Origin of the sequence: Chitinophaga sp., assembly GCF_019236475.1 — a bacterium.
Lineage (GTDB): Bacteria > Bacteroidota > Bacteroidia > Chitinophagales > Chitinophagaceae > Chitinophaga.
This window is the reverse complement of the sequence record NZ_JAFAIX010000002.1, coordinates 255,818-274,201: the sequence shown is the minus strand read 5'-3', so window position 1 is coordinate 274,201 and position 18,384 is coordinate 255,818. Positions and strand designations below refer to the sequence as shown.

Annotated in this window: 14 protein-coding genes; all 14 read left to right on the top strand. The window is 46.0% G+C overall.

The annotated features are described in order from the left end of the window. Positions 1 to 9 precede the first annotated feature (9 nt). The 14 genes from JO154_RS01630 to JO154_RS01565 all read left to right on the top strand — a co-directional run bounded on the left by JO154_RS01630 (position 10) and on the right by JO154_RS01565 (position 18,383). Entirely contained in the window at positions 10 to 1,719 is a 1,710-nt protein-coding gene (locus JO154_RS01630) for a RagB/SusD family nutrient uptake outer membrane protein (protein ID WP_291941294.1), read from the top strand. Between the two features lie 118 nt (positions 1,720 to 1,837). Beyond that, positions 1,838 to 2,377 (top strand): GNAT family N-acetyltransferase, encoded by a 540-nt coding sequence (locus tag JO154_RS01625; protein ID WP_291941293.1) that lies wholly within the window; start codon positions 1,838 to 1,840, stop codon positions 2,375 to 2,377. A 136-nt stretch (positions 2,378 to 2,513) separates the two neighbouring features. Continuing rightward, complete coding sequence (locus JO154_RS01620; protein WP_291941291.1) at positions 2,514 to 3,137, top strand: TetR/AcrR family transcriptional regulator; 624 nt, start codon at positions 2,514 to 2,516, stop codon at positions 3,135 to 3,137. Positions 3,138 to 3,173: 36 nt separating this feature from the next. Next, a complete protein-coding gene (locus tag JO154_RS01615) occupies positions 3,174 to 4,448 on the top strand; it encodes a TolC family protein (protein WP_291941289.1) in 1,275 nt (424 codons plus the stop codon). Positions 4,449 to 4,458: 10 nt separating this feature from the next. After that, positions 4,459 to 5,403 carry an HlyD family efflux transporter periplasmic adaptor subunit gene (locus JO154_RS01610; protein WP_291941287.1) on the top strand — a complete coding sequence of 315 codons (945 nt, stop codon included), beginning with the start codon at positions 4,459 to 4,461 and terminating at the stop codon, positions 5,401 to 5,403. Between the two features lie 6 nt (positions 5,404 to 5,409). Next, complete coding sequence (locus tag JO154_RS01605; RefSeq protein WP_291941286.1) at positions 5,410 to 6,345, top strand: ABC transporter ATP-binding protein; 936 nt, start codon at positions 5,410 to 5,412, stop codon at positions 6,343 to 6,345. Beyond that, entirely contained in the window at positions 6,338 to 7,081 is a 744-nt protein-coding gene (locus JO154_RS01600; protein WP_291941284.1) for an ABC transporter ATP-binding protein, read from the top strand. The genes JO154_RS01605 and JO154_RS01600 overlap by 8 nt, the downstream gene beginning before the upstream one ends. 7 nt (positions 7,082 to 7,088) lie before the next feature. Further along, positions 7,089 to 8,195 (top strand): ABC transporter permease, encoded by a 1,107-nt coding sequence (locus tag JO154_RS01595; RefSeq protein ID WP_291941282.1) that lies wholly within the window; start codon positions 7,089 to 7,091, stop codon positions 8,193 to 8,195. Then, the gene (locus tag JO154_RS01590) at positions 8,192 to 9,316 is read left to right on the top strand and encodes an ABC transporter permease (protein WP_291941280.1); all 1,125 of its coding nucleotides are present in this window, start codon (positions 8,192 to 8,194) and stop codon (positions 9,314 to 9,316) included. Before JO154_RS01595 ends, JO154_RS01590 begins: the two co-directional genes overlap by 4 nt. 514 nt (positions 9,317 to 9,830) lie before the next feature. Then, the gene (locus JO154_RS01585; protein ID WP_291941278.1) at positions 9,831 to 12,995 is read left to right on the top strand and encodes a TonB-dependent receptor; all 3,165 of its coding nucleotides are present in this window, start codon (positions 9,831 to 9,833) and stop codon (positions 12,993 to 12,995) included. 10 nt (positions 12,996 to 13,005) lie between these two features. Continuing rightward, positions 13,006 to 14,844: a RagB/SusD family nutrient uptake outer membrane protein gene (locus JO154_RS01580; protein WP_291941275.1), complete on the top strand. Its 1,839-nt coding sequence runs from the start codon at positions 13,006 to 13,008 to the stop codon at positions 14,842 to 14,844. A gap of 27 nt (positions 14,845 to 14,871) precedes the next feature. Further along, positions 14,872 to 15,282 (top strand): hypothetical protein, encoded by a 411-nt coding sequence (locus JO154_RS01575; protein ID WP_291941273.1) that lies wholly within the window; start codon positions 14,872 to 14,874, stop codon positions 15,280 to 15,282. A gap of 10 nt (positions 15,283 to 15,292) precedes the next feature. Further along, positions 15,293 to 16,282: a DUF4466 family protein gene (locus JO154_RS01570; RefSeq protein ID WP_291941271.1), complete on the top strand. Its 990-nt coding sequence runs from the start codon at positions 15,293 to 15,295 to the stop codon at positions 16,280 to 16,282. Positions 16,283 to 16,349: 67 nt separating this feature from the next. Beyond that, positions 16,350 to 18,383, top strand: coding sequence for an alginate lyase family protein (locus JO154_RS01565; RefSeq protein ID WP_291941269.1), 2,034 nt, complete (start codon positions 16,350 to 16,352; stop codon positions 18,381 to 18,383). The last annotated feature ends 1 nt before the right edge of the window (position 18,384 follow it).

Sequence of the window (18,384 nt, the reverse complement as noted above, 5' to 3'; positions counted from 1 at the left end):
TATTTTGCGATGAAACGCATCAGTATATTCTTCCTCCTGGCAACTGCCCTCGGTGCCTGTCAGAAGGATCTCAACAAACAGCCGCTGGATAGCCCGTCCTCATCCACGTATTATACCAATGAAGCCCAGGTGACATTGGGCCTGACAGGCGTCTACAGCAGCACTTACTGGAACCTAAACAACAGCATTCCCGTTCAAATATCGTTTGACCAATACACGGAGCTGGGGCTAGAAAGAAACCCTGGCATCGCTGCGGGAGCCTATGACGCCACCACAGGTACTATAGGAACCTCCTGGCAGTTGATGTATAAAACGGTATCATTTGCCAATAACCTATTGGATGGTATGGTAAGAGCAAAAGGTAATATGCTGCCGGATACCTATGCACGCATGCAAGCGGAGGCACTGGTATTACGCGCATGGGCCTACTACCATCTGATTGGCTTGTACGGGGATGTACCATTTTATACCAAGCCCTTGCTGCCAACAGAATTCTATACCCAGGTAAGAACAGACAAAAATAAAATAGGAGATTATCTCTTGAATGATCTGGACAGTGCTGCTGCAAAGCTACCTTGGCAAATGGCGGATCAGGGTAGGGTGAACAAAGGGGCCGCATTGGGATTGAAAGCCAAGCTGGCACTGCTGTTACAACGCTATGATGTAGCGGCTACCGCTGCTAATGATGTGATCAAGAGTGCGCAATATGGTTTGAATCCTGTATTTGCTAACCTATTCAAAAAAGCAGGACAGAACACAAACGCGGGTAAAGAAATCCTGTTTATGCTGCCTTTCCCGGATGATCAGGCCAATCCTACCAGTCTCGTTGCCGTAGGGCAAGGTTCTCGTGCTTTATCGGCACAAAGTGGTCGTTTTCCTATTCAGACATTGGTAGACCGTTTTGAATGCATTGATGGTAAACGCATCGATGAATCTCCACTGTATAATCCTGCAAATCCTTCCAAAAACCGTGACCCACGCTTGAAAAGCACGGTTACTATGGATGGTGATACGATCACGATGCTAGTGAGTGGTGCGATGAGAAGGTGCGTATACAGCATTTACAAAGATTCCACCAGCTTCTTTAACTTCACGAGCAATACCTGGTATAATAGCAGTAATGCGGACAAATCCAATATCTATGGCCCCGTGAAGAACGGCGTAGGCTACCTTTGGGCGAAATATACCTTGGATGAAGGGCAAGATGCCTTTACCTCCAAAACAGGTTTCATTTACATGCGTTTTGCGGAAATCCTGCTTACCTATGCAGAAGCAAAGATTGAACTGAATCAGTTGGATGCATCCGTAACAGATGCCATCAACCGGGTGCGTCAGCGTGCAGGCATGCCCGTAGTAGACCCGCTGGTAGCTGGTAGTCAGCAAAAACTGCGTCAACTGGTACGTAGAGAGAAAGTGGTGGAACTGGCCACAGAAGGTATCCACCTGTTTGATATGCGTCGTTGGAAGACAGGTAAACTGGCTATGAACATGACAATATATGGCGCTGCGGCGGCTGTGGCTGCACCTGCTGCTGTTCCTTCCTTTGGTGGCGCCGGTTCTGAAACAGACCTGAATGATATTCCAGATTATACCACAAGCGCCACGCAACGTATGAAGCGCGAGGTACGCGTATTCCTCGATCCAAGGGATTATCTCTGGCCAATCCCACAAGCAGAAAGAGATATGAATAAAGCCCTGAGTGCAAATCCTGGGTGGTAAATGCAAACTGAAATCTAATGCCTATTGCCGCTGCCCGGTGGGCAGCGGCGACAAAAAATAAGAAAATGGAGAGACGTCGCAGGCATCTCTCCATTTTCTTATTTTGTACCTTGCAGGTATGAAAGATTACATTTTTACATCTGCCCGCCTGGGTTTCAGACGATGGTTGTCGGGAGACGAAGCGCCCTTTGCAGCTATGAACGTCAACGAGGCGGTGATGGAATTCTTTCCCAATACACTAACGCCTACGGATACACGCGCTATGATGGATCGTATGGAACTACACTTTTCCAAGTATGGCTACGGACTATACGCCGTTGATCTGTTGGCTACAGGGGAGTTCATCGGTTTCATCGGATTCTCACATCCAGCCTTTGAAGCCACGTTCACTCCCTGCGTGGAAATTGGCTGGCGCCTGCGCGCCGAAGCCTGGGGCGCCGGACTTGCCACTGAAGGAGCCATTCGCTGCCTGCAATACGGCTTTGATCAATTGGGCCTGGAGGAAGTAGTGTCTTTTACCGCCACCCTCAACCAACGCTCAGAAAGAGTCATGCAAAAAATAGGGATGACCTTCTTAACTATATTTAACCACCCCAGTCTGCCAACCCACCACCCATTGATGCCACACGTCCTCTATAAAATAAATAAACCTGCTTAAGAATAATTCATAACTAATTGTAGATTAGTTTGTTATACTGTTTTTAAGAGAATCGTGTCTCCCGATTTTGAACAATTGTTTAATACATTTGTTTAATTTTAATCAAAGTGCTACTTTTGATTTCAAATCCCAGACAATGGCAAAAGCGGCTAGAAAGAAAAAAGTTGCCGACGCTTCTGCGGAGGAAAAGATTATACAGGCGGCCAGGGTCGTCTTTACACGCAATGGATACGCGGCCACTACGGTGCGGGATATCGCGGCGGAAGCGGATATCAATTTCTCATTGGTGAACTATTACTTCCGCAGCAAAGAGAAACTCTTCGATATCATCATGAAAGAGGGCATACAGCAGTTACTATCCGGTATGCGTAAGCACCTCAACGATGAACATACCACACCTGAACAAAAGATCGATATCGTTTGTGTAGAATTACTGGATATGCTAATGGGACATCCCGATCTGCCGCTGTTTGTGATGAATGGCGTGGCAAACAGTTCACCGGATATCGGAAAGGAACTGGTGGAAAACAACGTGATGCTGCATTCCTATTTTGTCAAACAGTTACAGGAAAGAAGGGCACAAGGAAAACTGGACATTGAACCACTGCACCTAGTGATGAATATGATGAGCATGCTGATCCTGCCCTTTGTAGCCAGGCATCTCTTGATCCGGTCGGGCGCTGTGGATATGCAGATGTTCAAAGCAATGATGGAAGACCGGAAGAAGAAAGTCGCCATCTGGATTAAAGCAATGATGTAACAGATCATTTTTTCCAATATACTAATCTCAGGTATCATGGTATACAAGCTGCATACATGGCTGATACTGGTGGTATGGGTCCTGGTCGCTGCACCGCTGCAAGCGCAGGATCTCACACTGGAACAATGCTATAGTTTGGCCGGAGAGAACTACCCACTCATCAAACGTTACGACCTGGTGAAAACCACCAGCCAATATTCCCTGGAAAATGCAGGCAAGGTATACCTGCCACAGCTCAGCTTTTCAGGCGCTGCTACCTATCAGTCGGATGTGGTACAATTCCCTAATATCCTGCCTCCAGGCGCTAATGTGAAGTTGCCGGTATTCAGTAAGGATCAATATAAAATAGTAGGAGAGGTGTCTCAAACGATCTATGATGGAAGCGCCGCCCACTATAGAAAAGAGAATATACGCGCCAACGAAGAGGCAGATAAACAAAATGTAACGGTGAACATGTATGCCATCAGAGATCGTATCAATCAATTGTACTTCTCTGTATTGCTAATGGATGAACAACTGAAACAAAATGCACTCCGTATCTCCGATCTCAATAATGCCATTGAAAAGGTAAGCGCATCGCTTCGTAATGGTACCGCTTATAGGAGTAATGTAGATGAACTGAAAGCGGAGATGTCGACGGCACGTTCCCAAGACATTACGTTTAAGGCTAACCGTAGCGCCTATATGAAAATGTTGGGCATCTTCATTGGTAAAGAACTACCAGAGAATACACAACTGCAAATGCCCGTAGAACAGCCTATCTCCGCGGAAATTCATCGGCCGGAATTGGACTGGTATAAGAACCGCCGCAAAGTAATGGACACAGAAGAAAAGCAGTTGAAGGCGGATTATCTCCCTAAGTTCAGTGCTTTCTTCCAGGGCGCTTATGGCCGACCTACCCTAAACTTCCTGGATAACAGCTTCGGACCTTGGTATATGACAGGACTACGCATGAACTGGAACCTGGGCAGTTTATACGGACTCAAAAATAACAAGCGCATCCTGGAGAATAATCGTAAGTCTATTACGGTGGAGGAAGAAACTTTTCTCTTTAATACGCGCCTTTCCTTGGCGCAGGAAGATGGCGATATGCGTAAATATAGAGCGATCATTGTGGAAGATGAAGAGGCTATCGCCCTACGGGCATCTGTTAAACAATCTGCGAAAGCGCAACTAGACAATGGCGTCATCACGGTACATGATTACATCGCACAGTTGAACGCAGAAAATCTGGCAAAACAAGCACTCATCCTGCATAAACTTCAACTATTGCAGGCCAGCTATCAGCATAAATTTACTTCCGGTAATTAATTCATATAGTATGAAATCATTTTTCTCCTTGGCAGCTATCCTTTTCCTGCTCAATTCCTGTGGGAATAAAGGCGTCCCTTATGATGCAGCCGGTAACTTCGAGGCAGATGAGGTAATCGTTTCCGCCCAACAAAACGGGGAAATCCTCGCCCTCCAGACGCCGGAAGGAACGGGGCTTCGTGCAGGCGATACCGTTGGTCAGATAGACGTGAAAATCCCTACCCTCCAACGAGATCAGGTACAAGCTTCCATCGCTGCGCTACAACAGAAAACCAGCAGTCCGTTTGAGAAAAACCAACTGGTGGCAAAGCAGTTAGAGGTGCAAGAATCCCAACTAGCGCAGTTATTGCGGGAGCAACAGCGTACAACGAATTTAGTAAAGGAAGACGCAGCTACGCAGAAACAACTGGATGACCTCAATAGCCAGGTGGATCAGATGCGTAAACAAATCAATGCCACCAAACAACAAATGTCACTCGATGATTATAATACCCGCGTACAAAACAGAACAGTGCTGAGCGAACAAGCACCCCTGCAAATGGCCGCAGCCCAATACCAGGAACAAATCCGAAAAGGACTCATCATCAATCCTATCACTGGTACGGTGTTAACGCGCTACGCCCTGGCAGGAGAGCTGGCCACCATAGGAAAGCCGCTGTATAAAATTGCAAACACAGATACGATCTGGCTCCGCGCTTATGCCGATGGTACGCAACTCCCGCAAATCCGTCTGGGACAAAAAGTACAGGTACGCATTGACCAAGGAAAAAAAGAGTATAAAAACTATAAAGGTATCATCACCTGGATTTCGGATAAATCTGAGTTCACGCCTAAAACGATTCAAACGAAAAACGAACGGGCCAATCTCGTGTATGCAGTAAAAATCAAAGTGGTGAACGACGGCTTTATCAAAATAGGCATGTACGGCGAAGCATTGTGGTCTCATTTAAAATGACAGTCCATGAATAGTGTTATCCTGGAAGGAGTTACGAAAACCTACAATGAGGGAAAGGTGCATGCAGTGGATAATGTGTCGCTGCAGGTGAAGTCGGGGGAGCTATTCGGCCTGATCGGGCCCGATGGCGCAGGTAAAACAAGTATATTCCGCATCCTCACCACTTTGCTGTTGGCGGATAAAGGAACGGCATCCGTTCAAGGTCTTGATGTAGTAAAGGATTACCGGAAAATCCGGGATAAGATAGGCTATATGCCTGGTAAATTCTCCCTCTACCAGGACCTCACCGTCAAAGAAAATCTGACTTTCTTCGCTACTTTATTCGGTACTACGATTGCTGAAAACTATGAAGTAATAAAAGATATCTACGATCAGATAAAACCTTTTAATGATCGACGTGCCGGGAAATTATCAGGTGGTATGAAACAAAAGCTGGCGCTTTGCTGTGCCCTGATTCATAAACCAGAAGTACTTTTCCTGGACGAACCTACAACCGGTGTGGATGTGGTGTCCAGGCGCGAGTTTTGGGATATTCTCAACCGACTGAAAGCGCAAGGGATTACGATTATGGTATCTACACCATATATGGATGAAGCGATCTTGTGCGAGCGCATTGCATTGATACAAGAAGGAAGTATTATGCAAGTGGATACGCCGGATCAGATTATTCAAAGCTATCCTGTACGACTATACGCTGCGAAGGCAGATGATATTTACAAACTAGTGCAAGATTTTCGTACCCTCGATACCGTAGACTCCTGTTATGCTTTTGGAGAATATTTGCATCTGACCATGAAAGCGGATAAACCCGGCGATGAAGCGGCACTGCTGCAATTCGCGCAGGCACATGGCCATAAGGGGTTGGAGGTAAAAGCAATAGAACCAGGAATTGAGGATACTTTTATCCGTTTAATGAATCGTAAAACACAAACCGATGGCTGAACAGGTGATCATATGCAAGGAATTGACCAAACGGTTCGGCGACTTCCTCGCAGTCGATAAGATTTCTTTTGAGGTGAGTCGCGGTGAAATATTCGGGTTCCTCGGTGCTAACGGTGCCGGCAAAACGACGGCGATGCGCATCCTTTGTGGTTTATCTTACCCCACCAGCGGAACGGCCACCGTAGCAGGTTTTGATGTCTACAAACAACAGGAATCCATCAAACGAAATATCGGTTATATGAGTCAGAAATTCTCCCTCTATGAGAACCTGACCATATTGGAGAATATAGAATTTTACGGCGGCGTATATGGGCTCTCCCGTAAAACCATCCGTGAACGCAGCGATGAGCTGATCACCCAGTTGGGGTTACAACAAGAATCACGTAAACTGGTAGGAGAGCTACCATTAGGTTGGAAACAGAAACTAGCCTTTTCTGTGGCTATTTTTCATCGGCCACAGATCGTATTCTTGGATGAACCAACCGGTGGTGTGGACCCTGTAACGAGGCGACAGTTCTGGGATATGATATATGCAGCCGCAGCGGCTGGCATCACAGTTTTTGTAACCACCCACTATATGGACGAAGCGGAATATTGTAACCGGGTAACGATCATGGTGGATGGCAGGATTGAAGCACTGGATGCGCCACAGGCGCTGAAAGCCCGCTTTCAGGCGAATAATATGGAAGAAGTATTTTACCAGTTGGCGCGTGGCGCCAAACGTTCATCAGACTGATACGATTATGAAACAGTTGTTGGTATTTATCAGGAAAGAATTCTATCATGTATTTCGCGATCGGCGTACATTGCTCATTATGTTTGGGCTGCCGGTAGCGCAAATACTGTTGTTTGGATATGCCCTTACCAGCGAAGTGAAGAACGCACATATTATCATTAGCGATCAATCCAGGGATGCGAATACTACCAGGATTATCAATAAAATTAAATCGTCCGTATATTTTATCACAGAGGAGAAAACCCTGGCAGGAGAGGAGATAGACGCCGCTTTCCGAAAAGGAGTGGTCAGGTGTGTGGTGATATTTCCCCCTCAGTTCGGAGAAGATTTACAACATAAAGGAAAAGCAAATGTGCAGATAGTAGCAGATGGAGCAGACCCGAATACTGCTAAAACGATTATTAATTATCTGACAGCAATTTTGGGAGACTACCAGCAATCGTTGGCGGTTGGCGCCAATGCGCCGCCAGGAATAGTACCGCAGTTACGGATGTTGTATAATCCCGAAGGCAATGGGTCGCTGAATTTTATACCGGGCGTGATCGCCCTCATCTTTATGATTGTGTGTTCCACGCTCACTTCCGTTTCCATTGTGCGCGAAAAAGAATTAGGGACGATGGAGATACTGTTGGTATCGCCGTTTAATCCTATCATGGTATTGATCTCTAAGGCAATACCCTTCCTGGTATTGTCTTTGGTGAACTTCACTTTTATCCTGGTGTTGTCCGTCGGCTTCTTGGATATAGCCATTAAAGGTAGTATGCTACTGCTTTTTGGAGAAAGCACCTTGTTTATCATTACTTGTTTATCAGTAGGACTGTTGATCTCCAATATCGCTAACTCACAACAGGCGGCCATGCTGCTTTCCATGATGGGCATGATGCTGCCCACATTGCTATTGACGGGGTTTTTGTACCCGTTGGATAATATGCCATATGTGTTGCAGTTATTGTCGAACGTAGTGCCTGCCCGTTGGTATTATCTCATCGTGAAAGCCGTGATGCTGAAGGGACTTGGATTCAGTTATGTATGGAAAGAAACGCTGGTATTGGTAGGAATGACTACGGCATTGTTGTCACTGGCATTATTGAAATTTAAAACCAGGCTCTCATGAAAAGGCTGGGATTTTTACTACAAAAGGAATTCAGGCAGATTGTGCGCGACAGGATTATCCTGGTGATGATGTTTGCGATGCCTACCATACAGTTGATCATTATGCCAATGGCGGCGAATTTTGAAGTGAAAGATATTCGTATAGTCGTGGTAGATAATGATCATAGTAGTATGACCGCTCGGATGTTTTCCAAGATAGGCGCTTCCGGGTATTTTCATATTGTGGGTTACGCGGATTCGTATCAGCATGCATTAACTTATGTAGAGCGGGAAGCGGCGGATGTGGTACTGGAGATACCAGTCGCTTTTGAGCGCAATTTGGTACGTGAGGGGCGGCAGCAGGTAGCTTTGTCGATTGATGCTATAAATGGTGCGAGGGCCTCTATTGGCGGGGCGTATCTCAATAATATTATCAATGATTTTAGTCAGAGTACCGAGTTGGATGTTGTGAGAGACGCGCATCCGGTAGCTGCTAATCTCCCGCTCATCCAAATGACTTACTCCATCTGGTATAATGCACGGGAGGAATATAAGTACTATATGGTACCTGGTATATTTGTGCTGCTACTAACCCTCATCGGAGGGTTCTTAACTGCGGTGAATGTGGTAAAGGAAAAGGAGATAGGTACGATGGAGCAGATAAATGTAACCCCTATACGCAAATGGGAGTTTATTGCTGGTAAGCTGATACCTTTCTGGATCATCGGTATGATTATCTTCACAATTGGGTTACTGGTGGCTTGGATTATTTACGGTATTGTATCAGTGGGGCCGCTTTGGTTATTATATTCATTTGCAGCGGTCTATTTGGTCGCTTTGTTGGGATTTGGACTACTAGTATCCACTTATAGTGCCAATCAAGTACAGGCGATGTTTGTGGCCTTTTTCTTTATGATGATTTTCGCGCTGATGAGTGGCTTGTTTACCGCTATTGAAAGTATGCCAGTTTGGGCAAGAACTATTTCCAGTCTGATACCGGTTACACACTTTGTTAAAGTGGTACGCATGGTAATGCTGAAGGGCAGTACGTTCCAGGATGTGCATATGGAATTTATCTATCTCATTATCTTTGCTTTGGTGCTCAATACTTGGGCTGTAATCAATTATCGGAAAACTTCCTGATGGCAATCCTTATTGCTATTCTATCCTAGACAATTTGATACTATTTTTACGGAAACGTTTGCTGCTTTGTTTGCATAAACGCAAAATTATATCTCAGGGGCTAGGTTTTTCCTGGTATTATTCTAGTCAATTAATATACAATTTTATCAATTCCCCTAATTTTTATTAGAAAGTATCAAAATGCGCCCCAAGCATCAAGATTTTGTTAAAATAATATTTATTTCAATCGATTGCTTTTTGTATTTTTGATGATGTACTGTTTTACTGATATAATAAATTCCATAATCAACTAAATCAACTAAAGAGAAACAACTAAAATCTTCCCACGTATGAAATTTCATTGACGAGTGAAGAGGGCTACACGCCATTTTTCATGCAAACGTTTGCTGTTGCCAAAATCGATTTAGTCGGCTACCGGCTCAGGCTTTCTATTGCTATTTTATCATGGATTAATCTTCTGTATGCTGCCGGTGCTGCCGGTACGGCCTTTTTATTGCTAAAAAATTAATACCTAATGATTCACTATTTACCACGTTCTTCATCGGGTAAACTACGTTTACACTGGATGATGCTGACACTGATACCCGCAGCCGGGCTGACGTATACTGCTCCTGCTCATGCGGCGACCGGTGCATCCGGTTATGTGGCCGCTGCATTCTTTCAGCAAGAGCCGTCCCAGTACCACGTTTTAACGGGTATCGTCACGGATGAAAAATCACAACCTGTACCAGGAGTAACCATCGCAATCAAAGGTACCACGCACGGTACCGTTACAGACGAAAAAGGAGCATACTCATTACGTATACCCAGCTCCGTTAAATCACCTGTACTCGTGTTCTCTTCTATGGGCTTCACACCCAAAGAAGTGGCCTATAACAATCAGAAAACATTAAACCAGCAAATGATGGCCGACCAGAAAGCGCTGGGTGAAGTAGTGGTAGTCGGTTATGGTACCCAACGTAAAGTAAATATGGTGGGTGCAGTTTCTGCTATCAAAGTGGATGAGCAAATGGCTGGTCGCGCTGTTTCCAACGCTTCTTCTGCACTCTCAGGTATGGTGCCTGGCCTCTCTGCCACACAATCCAGTGGTATGGCAGGTAAAAACGGCGCAGACCTGGTCATCCGCGGCCTGGGTACGGTAAATAACGCTAAACCATTGATAGTAGTGGATGGTATGCCAGATGTAGATATCAATTCCATCAACATGAATGATATCGAAAGCATTTCTGTACTGAAAGACGCGACTTCTGCTTCTGTATATGGTTCCCGTGCTGCGAATGGAGTTATTCTCATCACTACCAAATCTGGTAAAGGACAGAAGAAAACGCAGTTCAATTTCAACGGATACTATGGTGTAACACAACCTACCAAATCGTATAATTTCATGGCAGATTATGCCCGCGCACTCACACTGGAACAACGTCTCCAGCAGGTAAGTGTTGCACGCAATCTGTTAAACTTCAAAGATGGTACTATTGATCAGTGGATGGCGATGAGTATGCTCGATCCACTGGCCTATCCAAATACAGACTGGTGGAGCATTATCATGCATAATGGTATCAACCAGAACTATAACCTCTCTGCAAGCGGTGGAAATGATGTTTCGAATTTCTTCGCTTCAATCGGCGTTCAAGATGAGAAAGGTTTACAGATCAATAATACCTTTAAACGCTATAACGCACGCTTCAATTTCGATTATAAACTGCGTTCTAATATGAACGTGGGTATGAAGTTCGCCGGTAACTGGACGAAGTATGTCTACGCCATGGAAGAAGGTTTCACCGATGCTGATGGTGGAAACGTGGATCTCCAATATGCGATCGCAGGTATTACGCCATATGATCCAGTAACCGGAAAATTTGGTGGTACCATGGCTTATGGCGAAGATGCGCAAGCTTTCAACCCATACATGCGATATACGCAAGCACTGACTAACCAAAACCGTCAAGGTTTGAATGCCAATGTGTATTATTCCTGGGAGCCTATCAAAGGACTGACTGGTAAAGTGGATTACTCACTGGCATATTATAACCAGTTTGCTTATTCCGCTGCACAACCAACTATCGCCTATAACTTCCAGACAATGTCCAACGGAAGCCGTACTTACTATGGTACAAACGCGGGGATTTCCAATAACACCAGTTCTGGGTACAAAACACAGTTGAACGGTGGCCTGACTTACCACAAGGCTTTCAATAAAAATCATGACCTCACCATTCTCGGCGTATATAGTGAAGAGTATTGGTACGACCGCAATCTGAGCGCTAGCCGCAACGATCGTATCTATCCTAATCTCCATGAAATTGATGCGGCATTGACCAGTATCATGAGTGCAGGCGGTAACTCTAGTACGGAAGGTCTTCGTTCCTATCTGGGTCGCGTTAACTATACGGCTTACGATAAATATCTGCTGGAACTGGATTTCCGTTCTGATGGTTCCTCCAAATTCCTACCTGGCCACAGATATGGCTTCTTCCCATCTGCAGCCCTAGGCTGGCGCTTTATAGAGGAAGGCTTTATCAAACCTTACACCAGCAATTGGCTGAGTAATGGTAAACTGCGCGCTTCATACGGTACCCTGGGTAACAACAGCGGCGTAGGCAGATATGAACAACTCTCCACCCTCGCCCTGGCTACTTACTTCCTGGATAAAGATATCCAGAAAGGCCTGGTATACCAGAAAATGGTCAACCAAGACTTGACCTGGGAAACCACTTCTGTATTCAATCTCGGTCTGGATCTCGGTTTCTTCGAGAGTCGACTCAACGCGGAACTGGATTACTATGATCGCCTGACCACCAACATGAACAGACCTTCTGATATGTCTCTCCTGTTAACAGGCGCTTATAACGCCCCTCGTAAAAATATCGGTAACCTGCGCAACCGCGGTGTGGAACTGAACCTGAGATGGAGCGATAAGTTAAGTAACGGCATCCGTTACGGCCTCTTTGGTAACTTTTCCTACAACCGTACCAACCTGGAAAAATGGAATGAATACCTCGGACGTGGTTATACCTTCTTGAACATGCCTTATCACTTCGTGTATACTTACACCGACAGAGGTATTGCGCAAACCTGGCAGGATATATACAATGCCACTCCACAAGGCGCCTCCCCAGGTGATATCCTGCGTAACGATGTAAATGGCGATGGTATCGTAGATGGTAATGATAAAGTAGCACAGAAAAACTTCCAACGCGACCGCCCTACTACCAACTTCTCTCTGGGTGGTAATGTGGGCTGGAAAGGATTCGACTTCAACTTCCTGGTGCAAGGCGCTGCTGGCAGAAAAGATTTCTGGTTGAATAACTACAACAATACCAACTTCTCTGCGCAACGTTATGCTGCTACCTGGGATCACTGGAATAATCCATGGAGCCTTGATAACCGCGATGGGGCATGGCCTCGCCTCGGTGGTTACAGCGGTAACCGCGATGAATCTACCTATTGGCTGGATAACGCGGCTTATCTCCGCCTGAAAAATATTCAGTTGGGATACACCCTGCCTCAACACCTGATGAAACTGCTGAAAATTAACAGTGTCAGAATCTATGGCTCCGCTGAAAACATTGTTACTATCACCGGCTACCGCGGCCTGGATCCTGAAGCGAGTGGTAACAAGAACACAGCCTATCCGCTGCTGAAATCTTATTCTGTAGGCTTGAATGTAGGATTCTAAAATTATTATCATGAAGAAATCAATCTCTATTATACAAACTGCACTGGTAGCTAGTACTCTCGCCATTTTCGCTACCGGATGTACAAAGAACCTGTTGGACCAGATGCCAACCACGGAAGTGAACGTGGATAAATTCTGGCAATCAGAAGATGATGCTACCTATGCGTTAATGGGCGCATATAATGCCACCCGAAACGTATTCGACCGCGATTACTATTTCGATGGTCAGGGTGAATACACGAAAACACGTGGTACTTCCACCACTTCCTCCAATGCAAAGGAGTATAACCCTTCCAATAGTGCGGGTTATTCCCCACAATCATACGGCGATAGATTCGATAACTATTTCGAAGGACTATATGGCTCAGTTAACAGGGCCAATTATGTGATCGTCAATACGCAGGACTTGATCAACAGGAAAATAGGTAATGCGGCCAATCTCCAGCGCATCATTGCGGAAGCAAGACTACTGCGTGGTATGACGTATTTCCGCCTGATCTCTATGTGGGGCGATGTTCCCTACTTTACGAAAGTAAATACCAATAACAGCGATGTTGCTTCGCTGTCACGCATGCCGATTGCACAGGTGAAAGACTCTATCATGGACGATTTTACCTACGCTTTCAATAACCTTCCTGCAAAAGCCACGCAGGTAGGTCGTGCTGCAAAACCTGCTGCACTGGCTTTCCGCGGTAAACTGCAACTCTTCTGGGCTTGCTGGAATAAAAACGGCTGGCCTGAACTGACAACTTTCAAACCGGATGCTGCTGCCGCTACTGCTGCTTTTACTGCGGCTGCTGCCGATTTTGGTCACGTTATCAATGATTACGGCCTGACCCTCTTCCGTGGCGGAGAACCAGGAAATATCGATACTTTAGGCGGCGCCGATATCCTGCCTAACTATTTTTACCTGTTCCAACCTATCGCTAATGGCGATGCGGAAATGATCATGACCTTTACCCACGGCGGTACCAACACCGGACAAGGGGAGGAGCTGATGCGTGATTTCGGCGGACGTACACAAGAAAGTGCGCAGAACTGGATCTATCCGCGTTATGAAATTGCAGACAGATATCAGTTAACCACTACCGGCGATTTCGCTCCGAAATTGGTGCCAATGGACCCTGCGAAAGCTGGCGCCAGAACAGCGCTCAATTCCGCTGTGAATCCTGCCAGCTATGCTAATCGCGATTACCGCATGAAAGCTAGTATGCTGTGGGATTATGAGAAAATCATGGGTATGGCTTCTCTGAAATCTACCGGCTTAGCACCATACATCTATAAAAACTGGGGCGCTAAAATTACCCTGGGTGGAGTCGATTATATCACCTATAACACAGACGGTACCAAATCTGGTTACATCTTCCGTAAGTTCATTCGCAACTATGCTGGCCAAGGCCGTAGTGACGGCGATTACAACTACCCTGTTATGCGCCTGGCAGATGTGTTCCTAATGTACGCAGAAGCAACCAATGAATTATTGGGCCCTCAAGCCGATGCGGTAGCACTGGTAAACAAAGTACGTCATCGTGGTAACCTGCCTCCTTTGACCGCAGCAAAATACGCAGACAAAAATGCCTTCTTCTCTGCTATCGAACAAGAAAGAATCATTGAATTGGTGGCAGAAGGACAACGCGGCTTCGATCTCCGTCGCTGGAGAGCACTGGAAAGAGTTTGGGGCGGCGTAGGCGCTACTGGCCGTTACCTGCTGGATACGCAAGGCGCTCAGAACGATCGCTACTACAACAATGCGATTGACAGGGACTATACCAGAGCCTATATTTTCAAAATACCACAGAGTGAACGTGATCGTAACCCGAACCTGACGCAGAATACTCCATGGTTATAATTGACTGATCCTTCTAAAAAGAATTGTATGAAAAAATATATTATCATCAGCGCATTATTCATGGCTTGCATCAGCATCTTGTCTGGTTGCAAAAAGGACGATACCCCGGTGGATGAAGATGGCCTGCTGATCACTACCCGCACGGATTGCTATGTTTCCAACTTCGAACTGCTAGGACCCGATTTCCAAACGGTTAGATCTAAAGCGCCGGTAATCGATACGGCTGCAGGTACGATCAACCAGGAAGTACTGTACGGAACAGATCTGAGAAGTGTTTGGCCGCAGTTTTCCCTGGCCCAGGATTGCAAACTGAATCCGAAAGTTACCGGTAAAACTGATTTCTCTGACCTCGCTAATCCCCGTCAATACACGGTTATTTCCGGCAACAGGCAGATCAGAAAAACCTATAAAGTAATCATTACTGTTCAAACAAGGTAAACACTGAACCATGACGATCAATTTCAAATCATATATACCATTTTTCGCTGGAATCGTGCTGCTATTCGCTGCTTGTTCCAAGAATGATGACTATGCAGTGCCTACTCCAAAGAACCAACTGCAAAACGATTGTATCAAACGATCCCTGGGACCAAATGTGGTAGGCGGCTATATCGAATTCGCTTACGCGATGGCTATTCCAAAAGCAAAAGGTAAACTGGTGTCTGCACAGGTGGAAGCCAGCATCCCTGGCGGAGCCGGCACCTACCTGGAAAACAGGTCCTTTTATACCAATAGCAGCGGGGTGGATGTTCCGGTGAAAATCGGCGATCCTTCCGTAACTAACGGTAACGTCACTACGACGAACTTCACAGTAGATACCAATGCGGCTACCCTGCGTTTCTTCTATCAAGCGCCAGATGCAGCACGTGGAAAACAGGTGTCTTTCACTTTCACTGCGAAAAGCAGCAACGGTGAAACGGTTACTTATAAAATGGGCCCTTATTCGGTTTCCAAAATGGATATGGCGCTGGACCTCGGGGTAACCGACGCAGATTCCAGCTATATCTCCATTGCCGATATGAAAGTATACCGCAGAAGCCAACCTGTAGATCCTGCCAAAATTGACCTGATCTACATGTATCGTACATTCACGACGGTTACTTACAAACATGCACTGGTAGCACCGGCAGCACCTAAAGACTACCTGACGGATTTTGTAGTGCCGGCTGGCGCCACAAATGATGTACGCCTGGTAAAAGCTTTTAACCTGCGTGATCAGCAACTGGCCCGCCTGCCTTACGGTATATTTATCGACGACCCAGACTTCCTGGCGCAGGATTTCACCAATACACCGGATTATTTCCTGAACATTAAACAGGAAGCAGGTGCATGGATAGAAACTGCAGACGGTAAATACCGCGCATACATCTACTTCAATGTGGTGGATGATACAAAAAAGAGAATGACGATCAGCATCAAGCGTTATACAATGAAATAACCTGGATGCCTATACGCAACGGGGATTATGAAAATAGTCCCCGTTGCCTTTTTAAGGAGGAAACGTTATGAAAAAACTAGTTGTGTTGCTACTCTTGTTCCCAGCACTCCTGATGGGACAGTCTACTTTCAAACATCCAGGTATTAACCAGTCGTCCGAAGACCTGGCTTACATGAAATCCATGGTCCTGGCGGGAAAGCAGCCTTGGAAAGGGGCCTTCGACAGAATGATGACCAATCTGGATACAGCCTATGAAGTCAAACCTTTTGCACATGTGATGCGAGGCCCTTATGGCCGCCCGAATATTGGCGGGGTAGACCTCAGCAAAAGTGCCGGACTAGCCTACGACTATGCAGTGGCCTGGTACATTACCGGCAAAAAACAATATGCGACGAATGCCATGCAACTCCTACATGCCTGGTCCGAAAACTTGTGGGACTTCGATTACAATGATGCCAAATTAATGGTGGCCTGGACAGGTCATGTGCTTTGCAATGCGGCTGAAATCCTGAAGTATACCGATGCTAAATGGCCTACTGCCGAACAGGATGCCTTTAAACGCATGCTCCTCACTATTTATTACCCCGTTATAAAAGACTATTACCCGCAGGCCAATGGTAATTGGGATGCGGCAATGATCCATACGTTAATGGCGATGGCAATATTCCTGGACGATAGGCAGTTATTTAACAACGCTGTAGATCATTACTACCATGGACCTGTAAATGGTAGTCTTTGCCGCTATATCTATCCAACAGGCCAATGCCAGGAAACCCTCCGAGATCAGGGGCATGTGCAATTAGGAATTGGAGAATTTGCCGGTGCAGCGCATATTGCCCTCACACAAGGACTTAATCTCTTTGAGGTAGCCAATCACCGCTTGCTCCAAGGCTATGAATATACGGCCGCTTACTTGCTAGGCAGGCACGTGTCTGCCTATGGTAAAATCTCCGATCGCGCTATGCGCTTCAGCGATTTCTATGAACCTGCTGTCAGCTATGCTGCCGCGATGAAAGTAAAATTTCCTGCAACATTCGCTGTGGCAGACTCCGTCCGACTCACAGCTTCCAGGAGCATCCTGGTACACACGCGAAATCCTATGACTGTACAAAAAAATATCCTCCCTAAAATATCCCTAATGCATTACATGGCCGGCGCTGGCACAGGCTTTCAGCCCCAAGTTTCCGGTCAGGTGATAACGGTTACACCTACTGATAGTTTGCAAGAAGCTATGGAGAAAGCCGCCGGTACTGGCAAAACTTTACTCCTGAAATCAGGCGTCTATACGGTAACGGCTACACTAAAAATTCCCAGCAACCTGACGATGGTGGGGGAAGGTACTGGTACGATTCTCCACATAGATCCGGCTTCCGGCGATCGGGATGTAATGACCAATGCCAGCAATGATATGCATGATGTAGTACTCCGCAACCTAGTACTAGACGGCATGGCAATCCTGGATTATGGCAATGATCCCAACAGCAGCCGGTCTTGGAAACCGAATGGGAGTCGCGGTGGAATTATTTTCCGTTCCGAAATGCCAACGTTGTTCCGCAATATCTCTCTCGAATATATTACGGTAAAGAATTTCACCTATGCCGGTGTACAAATTTTCGGCGGGGAACATATCTGTATCAAAAGATGTGATTTCAATGAAAATGGCTCCAGCGTGGTGCCAGGAGCAGGATTACTGCATAACCTACATATCACGCATGCCACAGATGCACGTGTAGATAGTAGTCGGATGGTGGGTGCTCCTTATGGCTGCGGACTGGTGCTGGATAAGTCAAGTAATATCAAACTAGAAAATTGTGAAATGGGGCGTAACGCGATGTATGGCTTGCTGGCATTGAATTGTAGCGATATAGCCATTACGGGATCACTGTTAGAAGCGAATGACAAAGGTGGAATGATCTTTCCGTGCTTACACGCACCCAATAAAAATATAGAAGTAAGAAACAATGTGTTGCAATGCAATGGTGGCTATGGTATTGCTTCCTACGCCACTGCCAACGGGACGTTTAAAGACAATACCTTCTCCTTAAACGGGCATCTCCCACAGCAAACAGACATCAGTACTGAACGAAAATATACCTACTAGT